Genomic DNA, 17960 nt, shown 5'->3' on the forward strand with positions numbered 1-17960 from the left:
ATTCTGTTTAATTATAGCATTATTTTGGACGAGTCTGAATAATCATGGAAGAAGAGCAGGTTGTTTTATGTATCGATAAGCGGGCAGGTGTTGGGTGAGTAAAGCAAAAGCGCCTGTTTAAGATGTATACAGGGGCCTATTTCATTCTACTCAAAGGATGTGTGATACTTGATGGAGTTTAAGGAAATGAACAATCAAGAAATGGAAAAAGCGCTTCAAACAAACGTTACACACGGTTTGGACGATGATGAAGTAAAGGACAGGCTGCAGAAGCATGGGTTCAACGAATTGAAGGAAGGTGAAAAGCAGTCAGCCATACTTTTATTTTTTGCTCAATTCAAGGATTTCATGGTCATCGTATTACTAGCCGCGACTTTAGTATCCGGGATATTGGGTGAATATATTGATGCGATTGCCATCATGGCGATTGTTTTTTTAAATGGATTACTTGGTTTCTTTCAAGAACGAAAGGCTGAAAAATCACTCGATGCGCTGAAGGAAATGGCAGCTCCGCAAGTGAATGTACTTAGGGATGGCCGGTGGTTGAAGGTCCCTTCACGAGAGGTGGTCGTGGGGGATATCCTGAAATTTTCAAGCGGTGACAGGATAGGGGCCGATTTGCGGATCGTCGACCATTCAAGCCTTGAAATCGAAGAATCGGCACTTACAGGTGAATCGCTTCCAGCCGTTAAATGTTCCGATCCATTGATGAATGAGGTCGAAGGGATCGGCGATCAGGAAAATATGGCTTTTATGGGTACGATGGTCACAAGAGGGAATGGTGTGGGAATCGTCATCGCGACGGGAATGAATACGGCAATGGGGAAGATTGCCGACTTGCTGCAGACTGCAGAAACAAAAGAAACACCTCTGCAACGGCGCCTGGAGCAGCTAGGGAAAATATTGATCATCACCGCCTTGATATTGACGGTCATTGTCGTCCTGACCGGCGTCATTCAAGGGCATGACCTTTATACGATGTTTTTAGCCGGTGTATCCCTTGCGGTTGCCGCGATTCCGGAAGGTTTGCCTGCCATCGTGACTGTCGCCTTGTCCTTGGGCGTCCAGCGCATGATCAAACAAAAAGCGATTGTCCGCAAGCTTCCTGCTGTTGAAACGCTTGGATGCGCTACCGTGATTTGCTCAGATAAGACAGGTACACTTACGCAAAACAAGATGACGGTTACGAAAGTTTGGAGCGGGGGGAAAACATGGGATGTCACAGGCACTGGATATAATCCGGTCGGTGAGTTTTCCTTGAGGGGGGTTGCGGTTGCACCGAAAAACCATAATGCCCTGCTTCAGATCATTACGTTCGGGATGCTCTGTAACAAGGCCGAGTTAAATGAGAAGGGAAAACAACATGTACTGGACGGAGATCCGACAGAAGGGGCCATGTTGGTCGCGGCGATGAAAGCGGGCTTGACGAGGGAGAACCTTGCCAAAAGGTTTACGATCGTGAAGGAGTTTCCCTTCGACTCAAGCCGCAAAATGATGAGTGTGATCGTCAAGGATGAAAAAGATAATCATTTCGTCATCGTTAAAGGGGCCCCTGATGTATTGATCGCCCAGTGTGATACGATTCTGTGGGAAGACAGATCGGAAATATTGAATCGCGAAAGTAAGGCAAGGGTACAGCAGGATATGAATGAGCTTGCTTCACAGGCACTTCGGATGATTGCTGTCGGTTATAAACCCCTTCCGAAAGGAACGATTCTTCTTCACGAAACGGAAGCTGAGCGTAATTTGACCTTCATGGGACTTCAAGGCATGATCGATCCGCCGCGTCCGGAAGTGAAGCTGGCTGTCAAGGAATGCCGGGATGCCGGAATAAAAACCGTCATGATTACTGGCGATCATGTCATCACCGCAAAGGCAATAGCTAAAGAACTTGGCATCTTAAAAGGAAAAGACCTTGTACTTGAAGGGCGGCAATTGGCTGACATGGAAGTAGGGGAACTTGAAGAAATAGTTGAAAGTGTTTCGGTATTTGCCCGTGTTTCCCCTGAACATAAATTGAAAATCGTAAAGGCCCTCCAAAATAAAGGACATGTCGTAGCGATGACTGGTGATGGCGTCAATGATGCCCCTGCGATAAAATCTGCGGATATTGGCATATCGATGGGCATTACCGGGACGGATGTTGCCAAGGAGGCATCCTCCCTGATATTGGTCGATGATAATTTTGCAACGATTAAATCTGCAATCAATGAAGGCCGGAACATATATGAAAACATCAGGAAGTTCATCCGCTATCTGCTTGCTTCCAATGTCGGGGAAATTTTGGTCATGTTTTTTGCGATGTTATGTGCCTTGCCCCTTCCGTTGATTCCGATCCAAATCTTGTTCGTGAATCTTGTTACCGACGGGCTTCCTGCCATGGCATTGGGCCTCGATTCGGCTGAAGAAGATGTCATGAAACGAAACCCGCGAAATGCCAACGAGGGCGTTTTTGGCAGAGGGCTTGGCTGGAAGATCATCTCGCGCGGTTTCCTGATAGGGATATCAACGCTGATCGCCTTTTATGTCGTATATCGGGCAAACCCCGAAAACCTGGCATATGCACAAACGATTGCGTTCGCTACCCTGGTTCTTGCCCAGCTCATACATGTTTTTGATTGCAGGAGTGAACGGTCGATTTTCTCTAGAAACCCGTTCGGTAACATGTACCTGGTTGGGGCGGTCCTGTCTTCGTTGTTATTGATGCTTGCAGTCATGTATGTAGAGCCATTGCAAACGATCTTCCACACAGTGCCTATTTCAGGAAGGGATTGGCTATTGGTGATAGGAATGGCTTCCATCCCAACTTTTTTATTGGCCGGAACCTTTTTAGCAAGAAAAGCACAGTGAAATATGTTATAATCTTTAAGGTGGTAGAGTCTTGCTCTATTGCCTTTTTATTTTTTGTAGTCTATTATTTATAAGCTAAACTGATGATGCAGCAGTTGATATATAATCAAACTAATCGCGAAATTACTACAATATGCTTGATAGGAAGTGGAACCATGGTTACCAGCATGACGGGCTATGGAAGAGAAGAATCGGGAAACGGACAGGTCAAGGTCTTTGCCGAGATAAAGACGGTGAATCATCGCTTTTGTGAATATACGATTAGAATGCCGCGCCAGCTTTTGATTTTGGAAGAAAAAGTTAAGAAAAAGGCGAATCAATACATAAGAAGGGGACGGGTGGAAATCTTCATTACAGTGGAAGGTGAGAGCCTCGTTTCCAAAAAAGTGAAGGTCGATTGGGATCTTGCCGATCAGTATGTAGATTTGATGGCCAAGGTCAAGGACACATACAAACTGGAAAGCTCCATTACATTACAGGATATGCTTCAGCTTGAATCGATTTTCATGACGGAAGAAGTGCCTATGGTCCCTCATGATTTGGAAGCTTCATTATTGAAGGCTGTTTCGGGAGCCTTGGATAACCTGAAAACAATGCGGGCACACGAAGGGCAGGAGCTGGCCGTGGACATGGTCAACCAGCTTAATAGGTTTCGAGAAATTATCGCAGGCGTCAAAAACCATGCGCCTAGAGTCGTCGAGAAATACAAAGCCCGCTTGGAAACCAAATTGGCCGATTTAACGGATGGGCTGATTGAGGATAGCAGAATTGTGACAGAAGCGGCCATTTTCGCTGATAGATGTGATATAAATGAAGAGCTTACGAGGCTTGAAAGCCATGTCCAGCAATTTTCAGCAACGCTTTCAGAGAATGAGCCTATCGGCCGGAAATTGGACTTCCTTGTCCAGGAAATGAATAGGGAAGTCAATACAATCGGATCGAAGGCTAATGATTCCTTAATTACCAAAGATGTGGTGGAAATGAAAAGCCTGCTTGAAAAATTAAAGGAACAGGTTCAAAATATCGAGTAGTCGGTTTATGATGAACGTAAAAAGGTGACAATAGAATATGAATGGGGGACAAAAATGTCAATTAAGCTCATTAATATTGGATTTGGGAATATCGTATCCGCAAACCGGATCGTATCCATCGTGAGTCCTGAATCGGCTCCGATTAAAAGGATCATCCAAGATGCCCGGGATCGCGGATCCTTAATAGATGCTACATACGGAAGAAGAACCAGGGCCGTTATAATTACAGACAGCGACCATGTCATCTTATCTGCCGTTCAACCGGAAACGGTTGCTGCACGGCTGCAAGATAAAGATGACAGCGTGGAAGAGGGGTAACTGAAACAATATGAGAGAAAAAGGTTTATTAATCGTTTTGTCCGGACCATCCGGTGTTGGTAAAGGTACAGTAAGGAAGGCAATTTTTTCTCAGCCTGGAACAGCTTTTGAATATTCCATTTCGATGACGACTAGACTGCCTCGCCATGGGGAAGTGGATGGAGTGGATTATTTCTTCAAAAAGCGCGAGGAATTCGAAGCGTTGATTGAAGAAGGCAAACTGCTTGAATATGCAGAGTTTGTCGGTAATTATTATGGAACGCCAGTGGATTATGTCCGTGAAACGATCGATTCCGGAAAAGATGTTTTTCTGGAGATCGAAGTTCAAGGAGCAAAACAGGTCCGCGAGAAATTCCCTGAAGGACTTTTCATTTTCCTTGCCCCTCCAAGCTTGACCGAACTCGAAAGCCGGATCGTTACACGCGGCACCGAGACGGAGGAAGCGATAAAAGGGCGTATGAAAGTGGCCAAGGAAGAGATAGAACTTATGGATCTATATGATTATGTCGTGGAAAATGATCATGTGGATGCAGCATGTGCTAGAATTAATGCAATAGTGATTGCCGAGCATTGCCGTCGGGAAAGAGTTGCTAAGTTATATAAAAAAATGTTGGAGGCGGAATAAACTATGTTATATCCATCAATTGATTCCCTATTATTGAAAATCGATTCTAAATACTCGCTTGTATCTGTGGCAGCTAAACGTGCCCGGGAAATGCAAATTAAAGATAATTGCCTCATCACCAAACCGGTCTCCCATAAAGCAGTGGGCCGTGCCCTTGAAGAAATTCATTCTGGCAAATTGACCTACGATAATTCTTACGAGGAAAACTAAGCGAGAACACATAAGCTTCACCTATCGGGTCTGACACCCTAAAGCAAACAGGATGCGTTACATTTTTGAAAGTTGCTTCCTTCCTGCGGCCAAGGTGTCAGGCCTGTTTGTTTTGATTTTCAAGATGGGGAAAACCCTATATTAATTGCGCATATCAAATGATTTTTCTACAGTTTTCCTTCATAATTAAGAAATCTAGAATGTATAGTTAGGGGAAATTTGCATGCTTATCGAGAAAAAAGTACTTCTTTGCGTCACTGGCGGTATTGCTGTATATAAGGCTGCTGCCCTGACCAGTAAATTAACACAGGAAGGTGCACACGTAAAAGTGATCATGAGTGAATCTGCACGTCAATTCGTGACGCCGCTCACTTTCCAAGCTCTTTCGAGGAATGATGTGTACACAGATACATTTGATGAAAAGGATTCTTCTGTAATTGCCCACATCGACTTGGCTGATTGGGCTGATATCATCCTTGTGGCTCCGGCGACGGCGAATGTGATTGGCAAGGTGGCAAATGGAATCGCCGATGATATGATCACGACCACGCTGCTTGCAACGGAAGCACCTGTTTGGATAGCGCCGGCCATGAATGTTCACATGTATGCCCATCCTGCCGTTCAGAAAAACATGGAGACACTTCGTACGTTCGGATATCAATTCATTGAACCGGGGGAAGGGTATTTGGCATGCGGGTATGTAGGTAAAGGGCGGTTGGAGGAACCGGAAACGATCATGGAACACCTGAGGAATCACTTTGCCGAAAGGAAACCGCAGCTTCTTAAAGGAAAGAAAGTCCTGATAACCGCAGGTCCTACTCGCGAAGCAATCGATCCGGTACGTTATGTCACCAATCATTCCAGCGGAAAAATGGGCTATGCCTTAGCTGAGCAGGCAATCGAAATGGGTGCTGAGGTTACATTGGTGACGGGGCCCGTGAATTTGATGCCGCCCTTGAAGGCCCATGTCATTCCCGTGGAATCGGCAGCAGATATGCATGATGCCGTTCTCAATCAGTTCGATGCAAGTGATGTCGTCATCATGACCGCTGCCGTCGCAGACTATAAACCGAAGTTTTATCATGTACAGAAGATGAAAAAGCAGCCGGGAGAAAATGTGATTGAATTTGAACGGACAAAGGATATCCTTAAGGAACTCGGTGAGAATAAAACGCACCAGATCTTGGTAGGCTTTGCTGCTGAAACGAACAATGTCGAAGAATACGCAAGAGGGAAATTAGAGAAAAAGAATGCAGATATGATCGTTGCCAATAATGTGACCGTCGCAGGGGCAGGCTTTGGGACGGATACGAATATCGTGACCATTTACAAGAAAGATGGAAGTGCAATCGAGTATCCTAAAATGAGTAAAGCGGATATAGCTAAAAACATCCTGGCAGAACTATCCCGCAACCAAAAGGAATGATGTGTTATGGATATTGCATCCGTGATTGTGGATGTACCCGCCAAACAAACCGATCGTGAATTTGATTACCGCATACCGGAAAAGTGGAAACAAGTCATCATGCCTGGCATGCGGGTCATTGTGCCATTCGGTCCAAGAATGGTCCAAGGATTCGTCACAGGTTTAAAAGATGAAAGCGATTTTTCGAAATTACGCCATATAAAAGAACCGATGGATTTGGAGCCGATCCTTAATGATGAATTGCTTCGGCTGGGGAACTGGTTGACCAAAGAGGCCATGTGCTTTAGAATTTCAGCGCTCCAAGCCATGCTTCCGGCAGCAATGAAAGCGAAATATGAAAAAGTGATCAATGTCATTGAAGATAAAAAGGATCAACTCCCGCCGATCATTGAAACACTTTTCGGAAGAAACGCTTCTTTGTCCTGGAAAGAGGTGATCGAAGGAGAGTATGCATCCCTTTTTCAAAAAGAACTCCAAAATGGCAATCTGGAGCTCGTTTATAATGTGAAAAACCGCCTTAATAAGAAAACGGTCCGTGTCATTCAACCGCTGCTTCCGGCCAGTGAACTGAAAGAAATGGCGTCGGGCCTATCCGGTCAAGCAAAAAAACAACAGGAACTGCTCCTTTACTTTATGGAACATCAAGTGCCTGTCCCGTTAAAAGAGCTGCTTGAAGTGACCCATACATCCAGCAGTACCGTCAAATCCCTTGTATCAAAAGGGGCATTGGCGGAACTGGATCAGGAAATATACCGTGATCCATATGAGAACCGTGTGTTCCAACCATCCAATCCTTTTACGCTAACAGATGAACAAGCGGCTGCCCTAAAGCCCATCCAAGAGAAAATACATCATGATGAGCATGATGTATTCCTTTTATACGGTGTGACCGGGAGCGGAAAGACGGAAGTGTATTTGCAGGCGATCGCCACCGTTATTGAAAAGGGGGAGGAAGCCATCATGATGGTACCTGAGATCTCCTTGACACCGCAAACGGTTAAAAGATTTAAGGAACGCTTTGGCGAGCAGGTCGCTGTCATGCACAGCGGTTTATCCGTAGGAGAAAAATATGATGAATGGCGGAAAATCCACCGCAAAGAAGTGAAAGTGGTAGTGGGCGCACGTTCAGCCGTGTTTGCCCCGTTTGAAAACCTGGGACTGGTGATCATTGATGAGGAGCATGAATCCAGCTATAAGCAAGAAGAAACGCCAAGGTACCATGCCAGGGATGTTGCCATTGAACGGGCAAAATCCCATCAGTGCCCAGTTATCCTTGGCAGTGCGACCCCTACACTCGAATCGTTTGCACGTGCCAAGAAGGACGTCTATAAACTATTGACACTGAGCCGGAGGATGAATGAAAATGCATTGCCGGCAGTCGATATTGTTGATATGAGGGAAGAACTAAGAACGGGAAATCGTTCGATGTTCTCGGAACTGCTCTTTAGCAAGCTGAAAGATCGGCTTGAAAAGGGGCAGCAAACGGTCTTGATGCTGAACAAACGGGGACATTCCTCCTTTGTGATGTGCCGAAGCTGCGGATTGGTCATCAATTGCCCTAATTGTGACATTTCACTCACCTATCATCGCTTTAATGATATAATGAAATGCCATTATTGCGGGTTTGAAGAGGGGATGCCTTCCGTTTGCCCGGAATGTGAAAGCGAACATATCCGATTCTTCGGTACGGGCACGCAAAAGGTTGAAGAAGAGTTAGCGAAAATCCTCCCTGAGGCGCGGGTCATTCGGATGGACGTAGATACGACGAGCAAAAAGGGCTCACATGAACGGCTGCTCAATGCCTTTGGAGAAGGAAAGGCTGATATATTGCTTGGCACACAAATGATTGCCAAGGGACTGGATTTCCCTAATATCACCCTGGTAGGTGTCCTTTCAGCTGATACGATGCTCCATCTGCCGGATTTCCGCTCGTCGGAAAAGACTTTTCAGCTGCTGACACAGGTCAGCGGCAGGGCGGGGCGTCATCAACTTCCGGGGGAAGTGGTCATCCAAACTTATACACCAGAGCACTACAGCATCGAACTTGCTGCCCTGCAGGATTATGATGCCTTTTATGAAAGGGAAATGGATCTCCGCAGGAAAAGTCATTATCCCCCGTATTATTACGTTGTCCTTATCACGGTTTCTCATGAAGATTTGATGAAGGCAGTGAGTGTCACCGAAAAAATTACCAATTATTTAGGTTCGCGATTGAATCGGGACTCAATCGTTCTAGGCCCAGTCGCTTCGCCGATCAGCCGAATCAACAATAGATATCGTTACCAATGTCTGATAAAATACAAACGAGAGCCGGACCTTAATCAACATTTACGAACGCTTTTGGAGCATTACCAAAAAGAAACGGCTCAAAATCACCTGCAGATTTCGATCGATTTAAATCCGCAGATCATGATGTGATGGTTGAAGAGTAAGAGGATTACACCGCGGGCTGTTACGGGCTTGCGTTTTTATATAATGAAGTGTTGTTTCTCATATCTAGGAGGGTACTTTGAATTTTGGCTATTTTACCGATTGTTTTGTTTCCTGAAAAAATTTTACAACAAAAATGTGATAAAGTAACAAGTTTTGATAAAAAATTGGCAAAGCTGTTAAATAATATGTATGAAACGATGGTGGAAGCGGATGGCGTAGGGCTGGCTGCGCCGCAAGTCGGCATTAAAAAGCAAGTGGCCGTCGTTGAAATAGATGAAGATTCGGGTCACCTTGAATTGATCAATCCAGAAGTTCTGGAAACGGAAGGTGAGCAGAAGGGTGTGGAAGGTTGCCTTAGCTTTCCTAGCCTATATGGTGAAGTGTCCCGTCCTTACCGCATCAAAGTGCGCGCACAAGACCGAAAAGGGAGCTTTTTCGAGATAGAGGCGGAGGATTTCCTCGCAAGGGCACTTCTGCATGAGATCGATCATTTGCAAGGGGTTTTATTTACAAGTAAGGTTTCGCGCTATATTACAGAAGAAGAGTTAGAAGGGTATGAAGAAGAATGACAAAAATTATCTTTATGGGGACACCGGATTTTTCAGTGCCGGTATTGAAAAGGATCATTGATGAAGGGTTTGACGTGATTGCAGTCGTCACGCAGCCGGATCGTCCCGTTGGCCGTAAAAAGGTGCTGACGCCCCCGCCGGTCAAGGTCGAAGCGGAAAAACAGGGAATTCCCGTTTATCAACCTGAAAAGATCCGTGAAAAAGCAGAATTGGAAAAGATCATCGCATTAGGTGCTGACCTTGTGGTGACCGCGGCGTTCGGGCAAATCCTCCCGAATGAATTGTTGGAAGCCCCTAAATACGGATGCATCAACGTACATGCCTCCTTGCTTCCAGAACTTCGCGGCGGCGCACCGATCCATTATTCAATATTGCAGGGAAAAGAAAAAACGGGTATCACCATCATGTATATGGCGGAAAAATTGGATGCCGGAGATATATTGACGCAAGCTGAAGTGGCCATCGCGGAAGAAGATAATGTGGGAACCCTGCATGATAAGTTAAGCAAGGTAGGTTCGGATTTGCTTGCGGAAACATTGCCGAAGCTTATCAATGGCGAACTGAAGGCAACCAAGCAAGATGAGGGCAAAGCGACCTTCGCTCCTAACATTAAACGTTCGGAGGAAAAAATCGACTGGTCGAAAACAGGGGGAAATATCTATAACCATGTACGCGGACTAAATCCATGGCCAGTTGCCTACACAACCTTAAACGGATCGGTCCTGAAAATTTGGAAGGCCGGTAAGCTTGAATACGGCAGCCAGGAAGCACCCGGCACAATTTTAGAAGTGCAAAATGATGGTTTCATCGTTTCGACAGGCAATGGAACGGCGATACTGGTTACAGAACTGCAGCCTTCAGGAAAGAAAAAAATGCCGGCGAAAGATTACTTGCGCGGCGCCGGGTCGTTCATTAAAGCAGGCATGAAGTTAGGAGAACAGAATGAAGCAAACTAAAAAGGGAGTACGTGACATTGCTCTCGATATTTTGGAATCTGTAGAGAAAAACCAATCCTACAGTAACCTCTTATTAAACAACTTGATCAAAAAGCATCAATTATCCCCTGTTGACAGCGGTTTGCTTACGGAAATAAGCTATGGGACAATACAGCGTAAGATGACATTGGATTACTTTTTGAGCCCTTATATTAAACAGCCGAAAAAGACGCAAAGCTGGGTCATCAATCTGCTTAGGCTGTCTGTTTATCAAATGGTTTATTTAGATAAGGTGCCGGACCATGCGATCATCTTCGAGGCAGTTGAAATTTCCAAAAAACGCGGACATAAAGGGACATCTTCGATGGTCAATGGCGTGCTTCGCAACATCCAGAGAAATGGTGTTCCTTCCCTTGATGCCATCAAAGATGATCTTGAACGGCTCTCCATCGAAGTGAGTCATCCAGTCTGGTTGATCAAACGCTGGGTGGAGCAATTTGGTTATGAAAAAACCAAGGAAATGTGCGAAGTGAACTTAACGGCCCCATTGCAAACGGGACGGGTCAATTTAAAGAAGATTTCCCGCAATGAATTAATGAGCATATTAAGGGAAGAGGGATATGACGTCGAAGCAAGTGAAGTCGTCCCCGAAGCCATCGTCAGCTATAGAGGCAATCTTGCCCATTCAGAAAGTTATAAACTAGGCTACCTGTCGATCCAGGACGAAAGCTCGATGCTTGTTGCTCATGCTTTGGGGGCAAATGATAATGATGCTGTTCTCGATTGCTGTGCTGCTCCTGGAGGGAAAACGACCCATATTGCAGAAGGTCTGACGACTGGACAAGTCTATGCGCTGGATCTTCATGAGCATAAAGTCAAGCTCATCAAGGAGCAGGCAGAGCGGCTAAAACTGAGGAACAACATCAAGACTATGGCACTCGATAGCAGGAAAGTGCAGGAACACTTCAATAAAGAAGGGTTCGACCGGGTCTTGATCGATGCTCCGTGTTCAGGGTTGGGAGTCATGCGCCGGAAGCCTGATGTAAAGTACACAAAAACAAAAGATGATATAATGAAACTCTCAAGTATACAAAAGCAATTATTGGAAGCTGCCGCACCGCTGGTAAAGCAAGGCGGACGTTTAGTATATAGCACATGCACGGTGGATAGGGAAGAAAATGACCAAGTGGCCATGTCGTTTTTGCAAGACCACCCGGATTTCGAGAGCGATCCATCGCTGTCAGAAAGAATGCCCGAGAGCGTTCAGCCGTTTATCGAGGGCAATACGCTGCAAGTTTTTCCGCAATATTTTAGCAGTGACGGATTCTTTATTGCGAGTTTTAGAAAGAAGGTGCTGTAATGGCAGAAATAACCAAATCATCCAGAGTAAGAAAAGACACAACACCAGAAAAACCATCCATCTATTCATTGGAGCTTCACCAAATTAAAGAATGGATCATTCAAAATGGCGAGAAGGCTTTCCGGGCCGAGCAAGTATACGATTGGCTTTATAAAAAGCGCGTCTCCAGCTTTGAAGATATGTCCAACCTATCGAAATCTTTACGCGATAAGCTGGAATCACATTTTACCTTCACTACCTTGAAAACGCTGATCCAGCAAACGTCAAATGATGGAACGATGAAGTTCTTATTTGAACTCCATGATGGATATTCGATTGAAACGGTATTGATGCGCCACGAATACGGAAACTCCATTTGCGTGACAACACAGGTTGGTTGTAGAATTGGTTGTACCTTCTGTGCATCGACACTGGGTGGATTGAAGCGAAACCTTGAAGCAGGCGAAATAGTTGCCCAAGTCGTTAAAGTGCAGCAAGCACTTGACGAAGTGGAAGAACGTGTCAGCTCAGTCGTCATCATGGGAATCGGGGAACCGTTCGATAACTACGATAATATGATGTCATTCTTGAAGAATATAAATCATGAAAAAGGCTTGAATATCGGGGCCCGTCATATTACCGTTTCTACAAGCGGGATCATTCCTAAAATCTATAAATTTGCAGAAGAGAGCATGCAAATCAACTTTGCGGTTTCCCTGCATGCACCAAACACGGAATTGAGAAGTAAATTGATGCCAATCAACAAGGCTTACAAACTTCCCGACTTGATTGAAGCCATAAAATACTATACTGAAAAAACAGGGCGCCGTGTAAGTTTTGAATATGGTCTATTCGGCGGGGAAAATGATACAGTCGAACACGCCGAAGAATTAGCCAATTTAATAAGCGGGATCAAATGCCATGTCAACTTAATTCCGGTTAACTATGTACCGGAACGCAACTATGTACGTACACCTCGGGATCAGATTTTTGAGTTTGAAAAAACATTGAAAAAGCGCGGTATCAATGTGACGATCCGAAGGGAACAAGGCAGTGATATCGACGCAGCCTGCGGCCAGCTTCGGGCCAAGGAGCGCAAAGAAGAGACGAGGTGACCCTATTGAGGGCGATATTTAAAACAGACCGTGGAAAAGTCCGGCAGCATAATGAAGATAATGGCGGAATCTTTAAAAACTCGGAAGGCGTTCGCCTTGCCATCGTTGCAGATGGCATGGGCGGCCACCGTGCCGGGGATGTGGCAAGTGCGATGACGATTGACCTTTTGAAAAAGGGATGGGAGGAATCCGGCGGGATCGAAACGGCAAATGATGCCGAGGAGTGGCTAAAACAGCAAATCTTCTTGGTCAATCATTCGCTTTTTGAATATGCCGAGTCACATACAGAGTGTAAGGGTATGGGGACCACCGTTGTTGCTGCAATATGTACTGATACATTTGCGACCATCGCCAATATCGGGGACAGTCGATGTTATTTGTACAATGAGAGTGGCTTTAAACAGGTTACGGAAGATCATTCACTCGTTAACGAATTGGTCCGTTCCGGGCAGATTTCGAAGGAAGATGCCGAGAACCATCCACGAAAAAATGTTTTATTACGAGCCTTGGGAACGGAAAAGCAAGTTGAAATGGACATCACGACGGTCATTTTCGAAGAAAGTGATTTATTGTTGCTTTGTTCGGATGGACTAACGAATAAAGTGAATGAACAGGAGCTTGAAGAAACGGTTACAAATGGGCAGCCTCTTGAAGAAAAGGCAAAATCATTAATAGACAAGGCCAATCACTACGGTGGGGAAGATAATATCACCCTTGTGCTTGTTCAATTTACTGATGAAAGCGAAAGCAGGTGAATTGAATGTTGATTGGCAGAAGAATCAACGGCCGTTATAAACTGATCGAGATGGTCGGCGGCGGTGGCATGGCGAATGTTTACCTTGCAAGGGATATGATTTTGGATAGGGATGTTGCGTTGAAAATCCTTCGCATGGACTTCAACAATGACGAAGAATTCATCAAGCGCTTCAACCGGGAAGCTCAATCGGCAACCAGTTTGGCCCATCCCAATATCGTAAGTATTTATGATGTTGGAGAAGAAGATGCCATCTATTATATCGTCATGGAATATGTGGACGGCTTTACACTTAAGCAATACATACAAAAATATTATCCGATTCCAGTTGATGAAGCCTTGGATATCATGAAGCAGATTACGGCAGCGATTTCCCATGCCCACCATAATGGGATCATCCATCGTGACATCAAGCCACAGAACATATTGATCGATAAAGAAGGAACTGTCAAGATAACAGACTTTGGAATTGCCTTGGCCTTGAGTGCAACCAACATTACTCAGACGAACGCCGTCTTGGGTTCCGTCCATTACTTATCTCCGGAACAGGCAAGGGGCGGCATGGCCAATAAGAAATCGGATATATACTCCCTTGGCATCGTCATGTTTGAATTGCTGACGGGTAGATTGCCTTTTTCCGGTGAATCAGCCGTGTCGATAGCGCTTAAACATTTACAATCGGAAACCCCTTCGCCCAAACGGTGGAACCCTGAAATACCCCAGAGTGTAGAAAATATTATTTTGAGGGCGACAGCGAAGGATTCATATTACCGATATGAAAGCGTAGATTCAATGGAAGATGACATTCGTACGTCGTTGAATCCTGAGCGTTCAAATGAGCAGCCCTTTACGATACCGGAAGACCATGATGCAACGAAAGCGATACCTGTCATCACGGATGATCAGCTCTCGAGTATTGATGAGACGATTATAAGAGGGCCGGAGAAAAATACGGCAGTCTATGCAGACGATGCTGAAGATGACTCGGTCGAAGCCATGAAAGTGAACAAAAAACAAAAGAAACAGAAAAAACAAAAAATGAAGACGAAACAAAAGGACAAAAAACGGAAGAGAATGCCAGCTATTTTGGTAACCATCTTTTTAGTCCTCGCACTGCTTGCTGTCTTATCTGTCACGTTAGGACCATCCCTTTTGGGCCCGAAGGAAGTGACGATCCCTGACCTTAAAGGGAAGGAATTGGATGATGCAATTACTGATTTGCTTAATCTGGATTTGGTCGTCGGAGAAACCATTGAGATCGAGGATGAAGAGGTTGAAGCGGGACTGGTGATCAAAACCAACCCGAAGGAAGGGAAAACCGTCAAGGCAGGTGCAAAGGTCGATATCTATCAAAGTGTAGGTAAAGAAACGATATCGCTTTCCAACTATGAAGGCCGGAATTACTCGGATATTAAATCCCTGCTTGATAATATGGGATTCAAAAACACGATCGTGACCTACAAATTTGATCAAAGTGCTGCCGGTACCATCATAGATCAGACGCCATCGGGCGCAACTGAAATCGTCGCTTCCGAAACGGAACTTGAGTTAACTGTAAGCAAAGGGGAAGATTTATTGAGCCTGAAAAATCTCAAGGGGTTCAATGAAGCCGGCCTAAATGATTATTCCAATGAAAGCGGAATAAAGATCGATGTGGAAGAAGAGGTATACGATGATTCCGTCGAGAAGGGACTGGTCATTTCCCAGTCGCCTGAACCGGGTACTAAGGTGGAAAAAGGCAGTACGGTGAAAGTCATCGTCTCAAAAGGGAAAGAAGAGATCCCCCCCAAGACCGTAACGGAGAAAATCAAGATTGAATATGATCCAGTTGAACCTGGCAAAGCGCAAAAAGTGCAAATTTTCATTGAGGATATCAATAATAGCATGACGGAGCCTAAGGAATCATTCTTTATCGTGGAAGATGCCAAGCGAACGATCGAATTGACGGTTTCCCAGGATAAGAAAGCAGGCTATAAAGTCATGAGGGACAATCAGGTCATCATCGACAAAGCTGTCTCTTATCCCGACTAAATATATAAATTAGGAGTGTGGCTATGCCCGAAGGAAAAATTATTAAAGCACTTAGCGGATTTTATTATGTGCTTGATGGGGAAGAAGTTTTTCAATGCCGCGGACGGGGCGTGTTCAGGAAAAATAAGGTAACTCCGCTCGTTGGTGATTATGTGGTGTTCCAGGCGGAAAATAAAACCGATGGGACCGTTACCGAAATAAAACCGCGAAAGAATGAATTGATCCGTCCGCAAATTTCAAATGTAGATCAAGCCATCCTCGTCTTTTCGGCAGTGGAACCTGACTTCAGTCCGGCGCTGCTCGATCGTTTCCTCGTATTGATCGAAGATAACGAAATCGAGCCCATTATCGTCGTGACGAAACTGGACTTGGTCACTTCTGAAACCCGGACGAAATTGACACAGTACATCAATGATTATCGCAAACTTGGGTATACGGTATTGGAAACATCCTCGGTTACCACAGGAGGCATTGAAGAACTTGTTCCTTATTTAGAGGGGAAAACGAGTGTATTTGCCGGTCAGTCAGGAGTTGGAAAATCGTCTTTGCTAAACGCAATCAACCCTGAACTGGCTTTAAAGACGGATGACATTTCGTCACATCTTGGACGGGGGAAACATACTACGCGTCATGTAGAATTGATTCATATCGGCTCCGGCCTTGTCGCGGATACGCCTGGTTTCAGTTCACTCGAATTCATGGAAATGGAAGCTGAACGGCTATCCTATTGCTTCCCCGAAATGCATAAGCATGGAGAGGACTGTAAGTTCAGGGCTTGTTTGCACGATAAAGAACCGAGGTGTGCCGTGAAGGAAGCGGTCGCTTCCGGGGAAATCCCGCAATATCGCTATGAGCATTATATGCAATTCCTGGAAGAAATCAGAGATAGAAAGCCGAGGTATTGAAATGGTTAAAATTGCACCTTCGATTTTATCAGCAGACTTTGCAAAATTGGGAGAAGAAATCCTTGATGTGGAAAGAGGCGGGGCGGATTTTATTCATGTGGATGTCATGGATGGGCAGTTCGTTCCGAATATTACCATCGGACCGTTAATAGTGGAAGCCATTCGGCCTGTGACTAAACTGCCGCTAGACGTTCATCTTATGATCGAACAACCGGACCGTTATATCGAGGCGTTCGCAAAAGCTGGAGCCGACTATATAACGGTGCATGCAGAGGCCTGTACGCATCTGCACCGAACGATCCAGTTAATTAAATCATTCGGCCTCAAGGCAGGGGTGGTGCTTAATCCAGCCACGCCAGCGTCCTTGCTCCAACCTATAATCGAAGATATTGATATGGTGCTGTTGATGACGGTTAACCCAGGCTTCGGCGGGCAAAAGTTCATCACATCCGTATTGCCAAAAATCGCTGAAGTTAAGGCGATGGCGGACAACCATAATCAGGATCTGGAGATAGAGATTGATGGCGGAGTCAATGAAGAAACGGCGAAACTATGTATTGAACAAGGGGCGACGGTCCTTGTGGCCGGGTCAGCAATATATAATCAGGCAGATCGCCGTGCAGCGATTCAAAGAATTCGGGGAAATTGATATAAAGCCGACATTATCGTATACATAGGATAATGATCGGCTTTTTTTAACAGTGTCACAAAGAAATCTCGTATATGCATATACGTGTAAAAAGGATGATGATCATGATCATTAGTATAATGGCGGGCGGTCCAGAATCGCTATGGCCTGATTTGGCAAGGTATAAGGTAATGACGGATCTTTGGATCGGGGTTGATAGAGGAGTGTGGGCCTTGCTTGAAAATGGGATCGACCCTAAATGCGCCTTCGGGGATTTTGACTCGGTTTCGCAAGACGAATACAAGGTAATTGCACAAAGGCTTCAGCAAGTGAATTTATATTCTTCGGAAAAGGATGAAACGGATCTGGAAATCGCTTTTCATTGGGCGATAGATCAAAAACCGAGTGAAATTCACATCCTTGGGGCCACTGGGGGGAGAATGGATCATTTTCTTGGCAATATCCAGCTGCTCCAAAAGGAAAGCATCCTTCCCATTCATGCCGATATTGATATATACATAGTCGATCGACAAAACATTTTCACCGTCAAGACAGCAGGCTCTTATGAGGTAACTGCTTTGAAGGATAAGAAGTACGTATCATTCCTGCCAGTCACAACGGCAGTCACTGGCATCACCCTGACAGGCTTCAAATACCCGCTGAGCGATCGCAGCTTGGAGATAGGTTCGACACTCTGCATCAGCAATGAACTAATTTCCGAATCTGGGAATGTTTCATTTAAGGAGGGCATATTAATGATGGTAAGAAGCAGAGATTAAAATTCATGCTTA

General features: G+C 45.2%; 16 protein-coding genes. All 16 read left to right on the forward strand.

Annotation, left to right across the window (positions count from 1 at the left end):
• The first annotated feature begins 171 nt into the window (after positions 1–171).
• The 16 genes from MHI53_RS07970 (at position 172) to MHI53_RS08045 (ending at position 17948) form a co-directional block, all read left to right on the forward strand.
• A complete protein-coding gene (locus MHI53_RS07970; protein WP_340373658.1) occupies positions 172–2850 on the forward strand; it encodes a calcium-translocating P-type ATPase, SERCA-type in 2679 nt (892 codons plus the stop codon).
• A gap of 155 nt (positions 2851–3005) precedes the next feature.
• Positions 3006–3881, forward strand: coding sequence for a YicC/YloC family endoribonuclease (locus tag MHI53_RS07975; protein WP_061144571.1), 876 nt, complete (start codon positions 3006–3008; stop codon positions 3879–3881).
• 54 nt (positions 3882–3935) lie between these two features.
• The gene (locus MHI53_RS07980; protein WP_057913464.1) at positions 3936–4199 is read left to right on the forward strand and encodes a DUF370 domain-containing protein; all 264 of its coding nucleotides are present in this window, start codon (positions 3936–3938) and stop codon (positions 4197–4199) included.
• Between the two features lie 10 nt (positions 4200–4209).
• Complete coding sequence (gmk, locus tag MHI53_RS07985) at positions 4210–4824, forward strand: guanylate kinase (RefSeq protein ID WP_061144572.1); 615 nt, start codon at positions 4210–4212, stop codon at positions 4822–4824.
• 3 nt (positions 4825–4827) lie between these two features.
• Positions 4828–5034 carry a DNA-directed RNA polymerase subunit omega gene (rpoZ, locus tag MHI53_RS07990; protein ID WP_061144573.1) on the forward strand — a complete coding sequence of 69 codons (207 nt, stop codon included), beginning with the start codon at positions 4828–4830 and terminating at the stop codon, positions 5032–5034.
• Between the two features lie 223 nt (positions 5035–5257).
• Positions 5258–6460, forward strand: coding sequence for a bifunctional phosphopantothenoylcysteine decarboxylase/phosphopantothenate--cysteine ligase CoaBC (coaBC, locus tag MHI53_RS07995; protein WP_340373180.1), 1203 nt, complete (start codon positions 5258–5260; stop codon positions 6458–6460).
• 6 nt (positions 6461–6466) lie between these two features.
• A complete protein-coding gene (gene priA / locus MHI53_RS08000) occupies positions 6467–8878 on the forward strand; it encodes a primosomal protein N' (protein WP_340373181.1) in 2412 nt (803 codons plus the stop codon).
• A 98-nt stretch (positions 8879–8976) separates the two neighbouring features.
• Positions 8977–9462: a peptide deformylase gene (gene def / locus MHI53_RS08005; RefSeq protein ID WP_340373182.1), complete on the forward strand. Its 486-nt coding sequence runs from the start codon at positions 8977–8979 to the stop codon at positions 9460–9462.
• Entirely contained in the window at positions 9459–10418 is a 960-nt protein-coding gene (gene fmt / locus MHI53_RS08010) for a methionyl-tRNA formyltransferase (RefSeq protein ID WP_061144577.1), read from the forward strand. Before def ends, fmt begins: the two co-directional genes overlap by 4 nt.
• Positions 10405–11757: a 16S rRNA (cytosine(967)-C(5))-methyltransferase RsmB gene (gene rsmB, locus MHI53_RS08015; protein WP_061144578.1), complete on the forward strand. Its 1353-nt coding sequence runs from the start codon at positions 10405–10407 to the stop codon at positions 11755–11757. The genes fmt and rsmB overlap by 14 nt, the downstream gene beginning before the upstream one ends.
• Positions 11757–12851: a 23S rRNA (adenine(2503)-C(2))-methyltransferase RlmN gene (gene rlmN / locus MHI53_RS08020; protein WP_061144579.1), complete on the forward strand. Its 1095-nt coding sequence runs from the start codon at positions 11757–11759 to the stop codon at positions 12849–12851. Before rsmB ends, rlmN begins: the two co-directional genes overlap by 1 nt.
• 5 nt (positions 12852–12856) lie before the next feature.
• Complete coding sequence (locus MHI53_RS08025) at positions 12857–13606, forward strand: Stp1/IreP family PP2C-type Ser/Thr phosphatase (RefSeq protein ID WP_061144736.1); 750 nt, start codon at positions 12857–12859, stop codon at positions 13604–13606.
• A gap of 5 nt (positions 13607–13611) precedes the next feature.
• Complete coding sequence (gene pknB, locus MHI53_RS08030) at positions 13612–15636, forward strand: Stk1 family PASTA domain-containing Ser/Thr kinase (RefSeq protein WP_340373183.1); 2025 nt, start codon at positions 13612–13614, stop codon at positions 15634–15636.
• Positions 15637–15659: 23 nt separating this feature from the next.
• Positions 15660–16541: a ribosome small subunit-dependent GTPase A gene (gene rsgA / locus MHI53_RS08035; protein ID WP_061144581.1), complete on the forward strand. Its 882-nt coding sequence runs from the start codon at positions 15660–15662 to the stop codon at positions 16539–16541.
• A 1-nt stretch (position 16542) separates the two neighbouring features.
• Entirely contained in the window at positions 16543–17190 is a 648-nt protein-coding gene (gene rpe, locus MHI53_RS08040; protein ID WP_061144582.1) for a ribulose-phosphate 3-epimerase, read from the forward strand.
• Between the two features lie 104 nt (positions 17191–17294).
• Entirely contained in the window at positions 17295–17948 is a 654-nt protein-coding gene (locus MHI53_RS08045) for a thiamine diphosphokinase (RefSeq protein ID WP_340373184.1), read from the forward strand.
• Positions 17949–17960: the final 12 nt, after the last annotated feature.

It is taken from the genome of Peribacillus sp. FSL E2-0218 (assembly GCF_037992945.1).
GTDB lineage: Bacteria > Bacillota > Bacilli > Bacillales > DSM-1321 > Peribacillus > Peribacillus simplex_B.

What these genes read in the sequence shown, in the direction of transcription:
- MHI53_RS07980 (WP_057913464.1), top strand. Translation starts at nt 3,936, where the DNA reads ATGTCAATTAAGCTCATTAATATTGGATTTGGGAATATCGTATCCGCA.
- gmk (WP_061144572.1), top strand. Translation starts at nt 4,210, where the DNA reads ATGAGAGAAAAAGGTTTATTAATCGTTTTGTCCGGACCATCCGGTGTT.
- MHI53_RS07975 (WP_061144571.1), top strand. Translation starts at nt 3,006, where the DNA reads ATGGTTACCAGCATGACGGGCTATGGAAGAGAAGAATCGGGAAACGGA.
- rpe (WP_061144582.1), top strand. Translation starts at nt 16,543, where the DNA reads ATGGTTAAAATTGCACCTTCGATTTTATCAGCAGACTTTGCAAAATTG.
- MHI53_RS07970 (WP_340373658.1), top strand. Translation starts at nt 172, where the DNA reads ATGGAGTTTAAGGAAATGAACAATCAAGAAATGGAAAAAGCGCTTCAA.
- rpoZ (WP_061144573.1), top strand. Translation starts at nt 4,828, where the DNA reads ATGTTATATCCATCAATTGATTCCCTATTATTGAAAATCGATTCTAAA.
- rlmN (WP_061144579.1), top strand. Translation starts at nt 11,757, where the DNA reads ATGGCAGAAATAACCAAATCATCCAGAGTAAGAAAAGACACAACACCA.
- coaBC (WP_340373180.1), top strand. Translation starts at nt 5,258, where the DNA reads ATGCTTATCGAGAAAAAAGTACTTCTTTGCGTCACTGGCGGTATTGCT.
- priA (WP_340373181.1), top strand. Translation starts at nt 6,467, where the DNA reads ATGGATATTGCATCCGTGATTGTGGATGTACCCGCCAAACAAACCGAT.
- rsgA (WP_061144581.1), top strand. Translation starts at nt 15,660, where the DNA reads ATGCCCGAAGGAAAAATTATTAAAGCACTTAGCGGATTTTATTATGTG.
- rsmB (WP_061144578.1), top strand. Translation starts at nt 10,405, where the DNA reads ATGAAGCAAACTAAAAAGGGAGTACGTGACATTGCTCTCGATATTTTG.
- fmt (WP_061144577.1), top strand. Translation starts at nt 9,459, where the DNA reads ATGACAAAAATTATCTTTATGGGGACACCGGATTTTTCAGTGCCGGTA.
- MHI53_RS08045 (WP_340373184.1), top strand. Translation starts at nt 17,295, where the DNA reads ATGATCATTAGTATAATGGCGGGCGGTCCAGAATCGCTATGGCCTGAT.
- pknB (WP_340373183.1), top strand. Translation starts at nt 13,612, where the DNA reads ATGTTGATTGGCAGAAGAATCAACGGCCGTTATAAACTGATCGAGATG.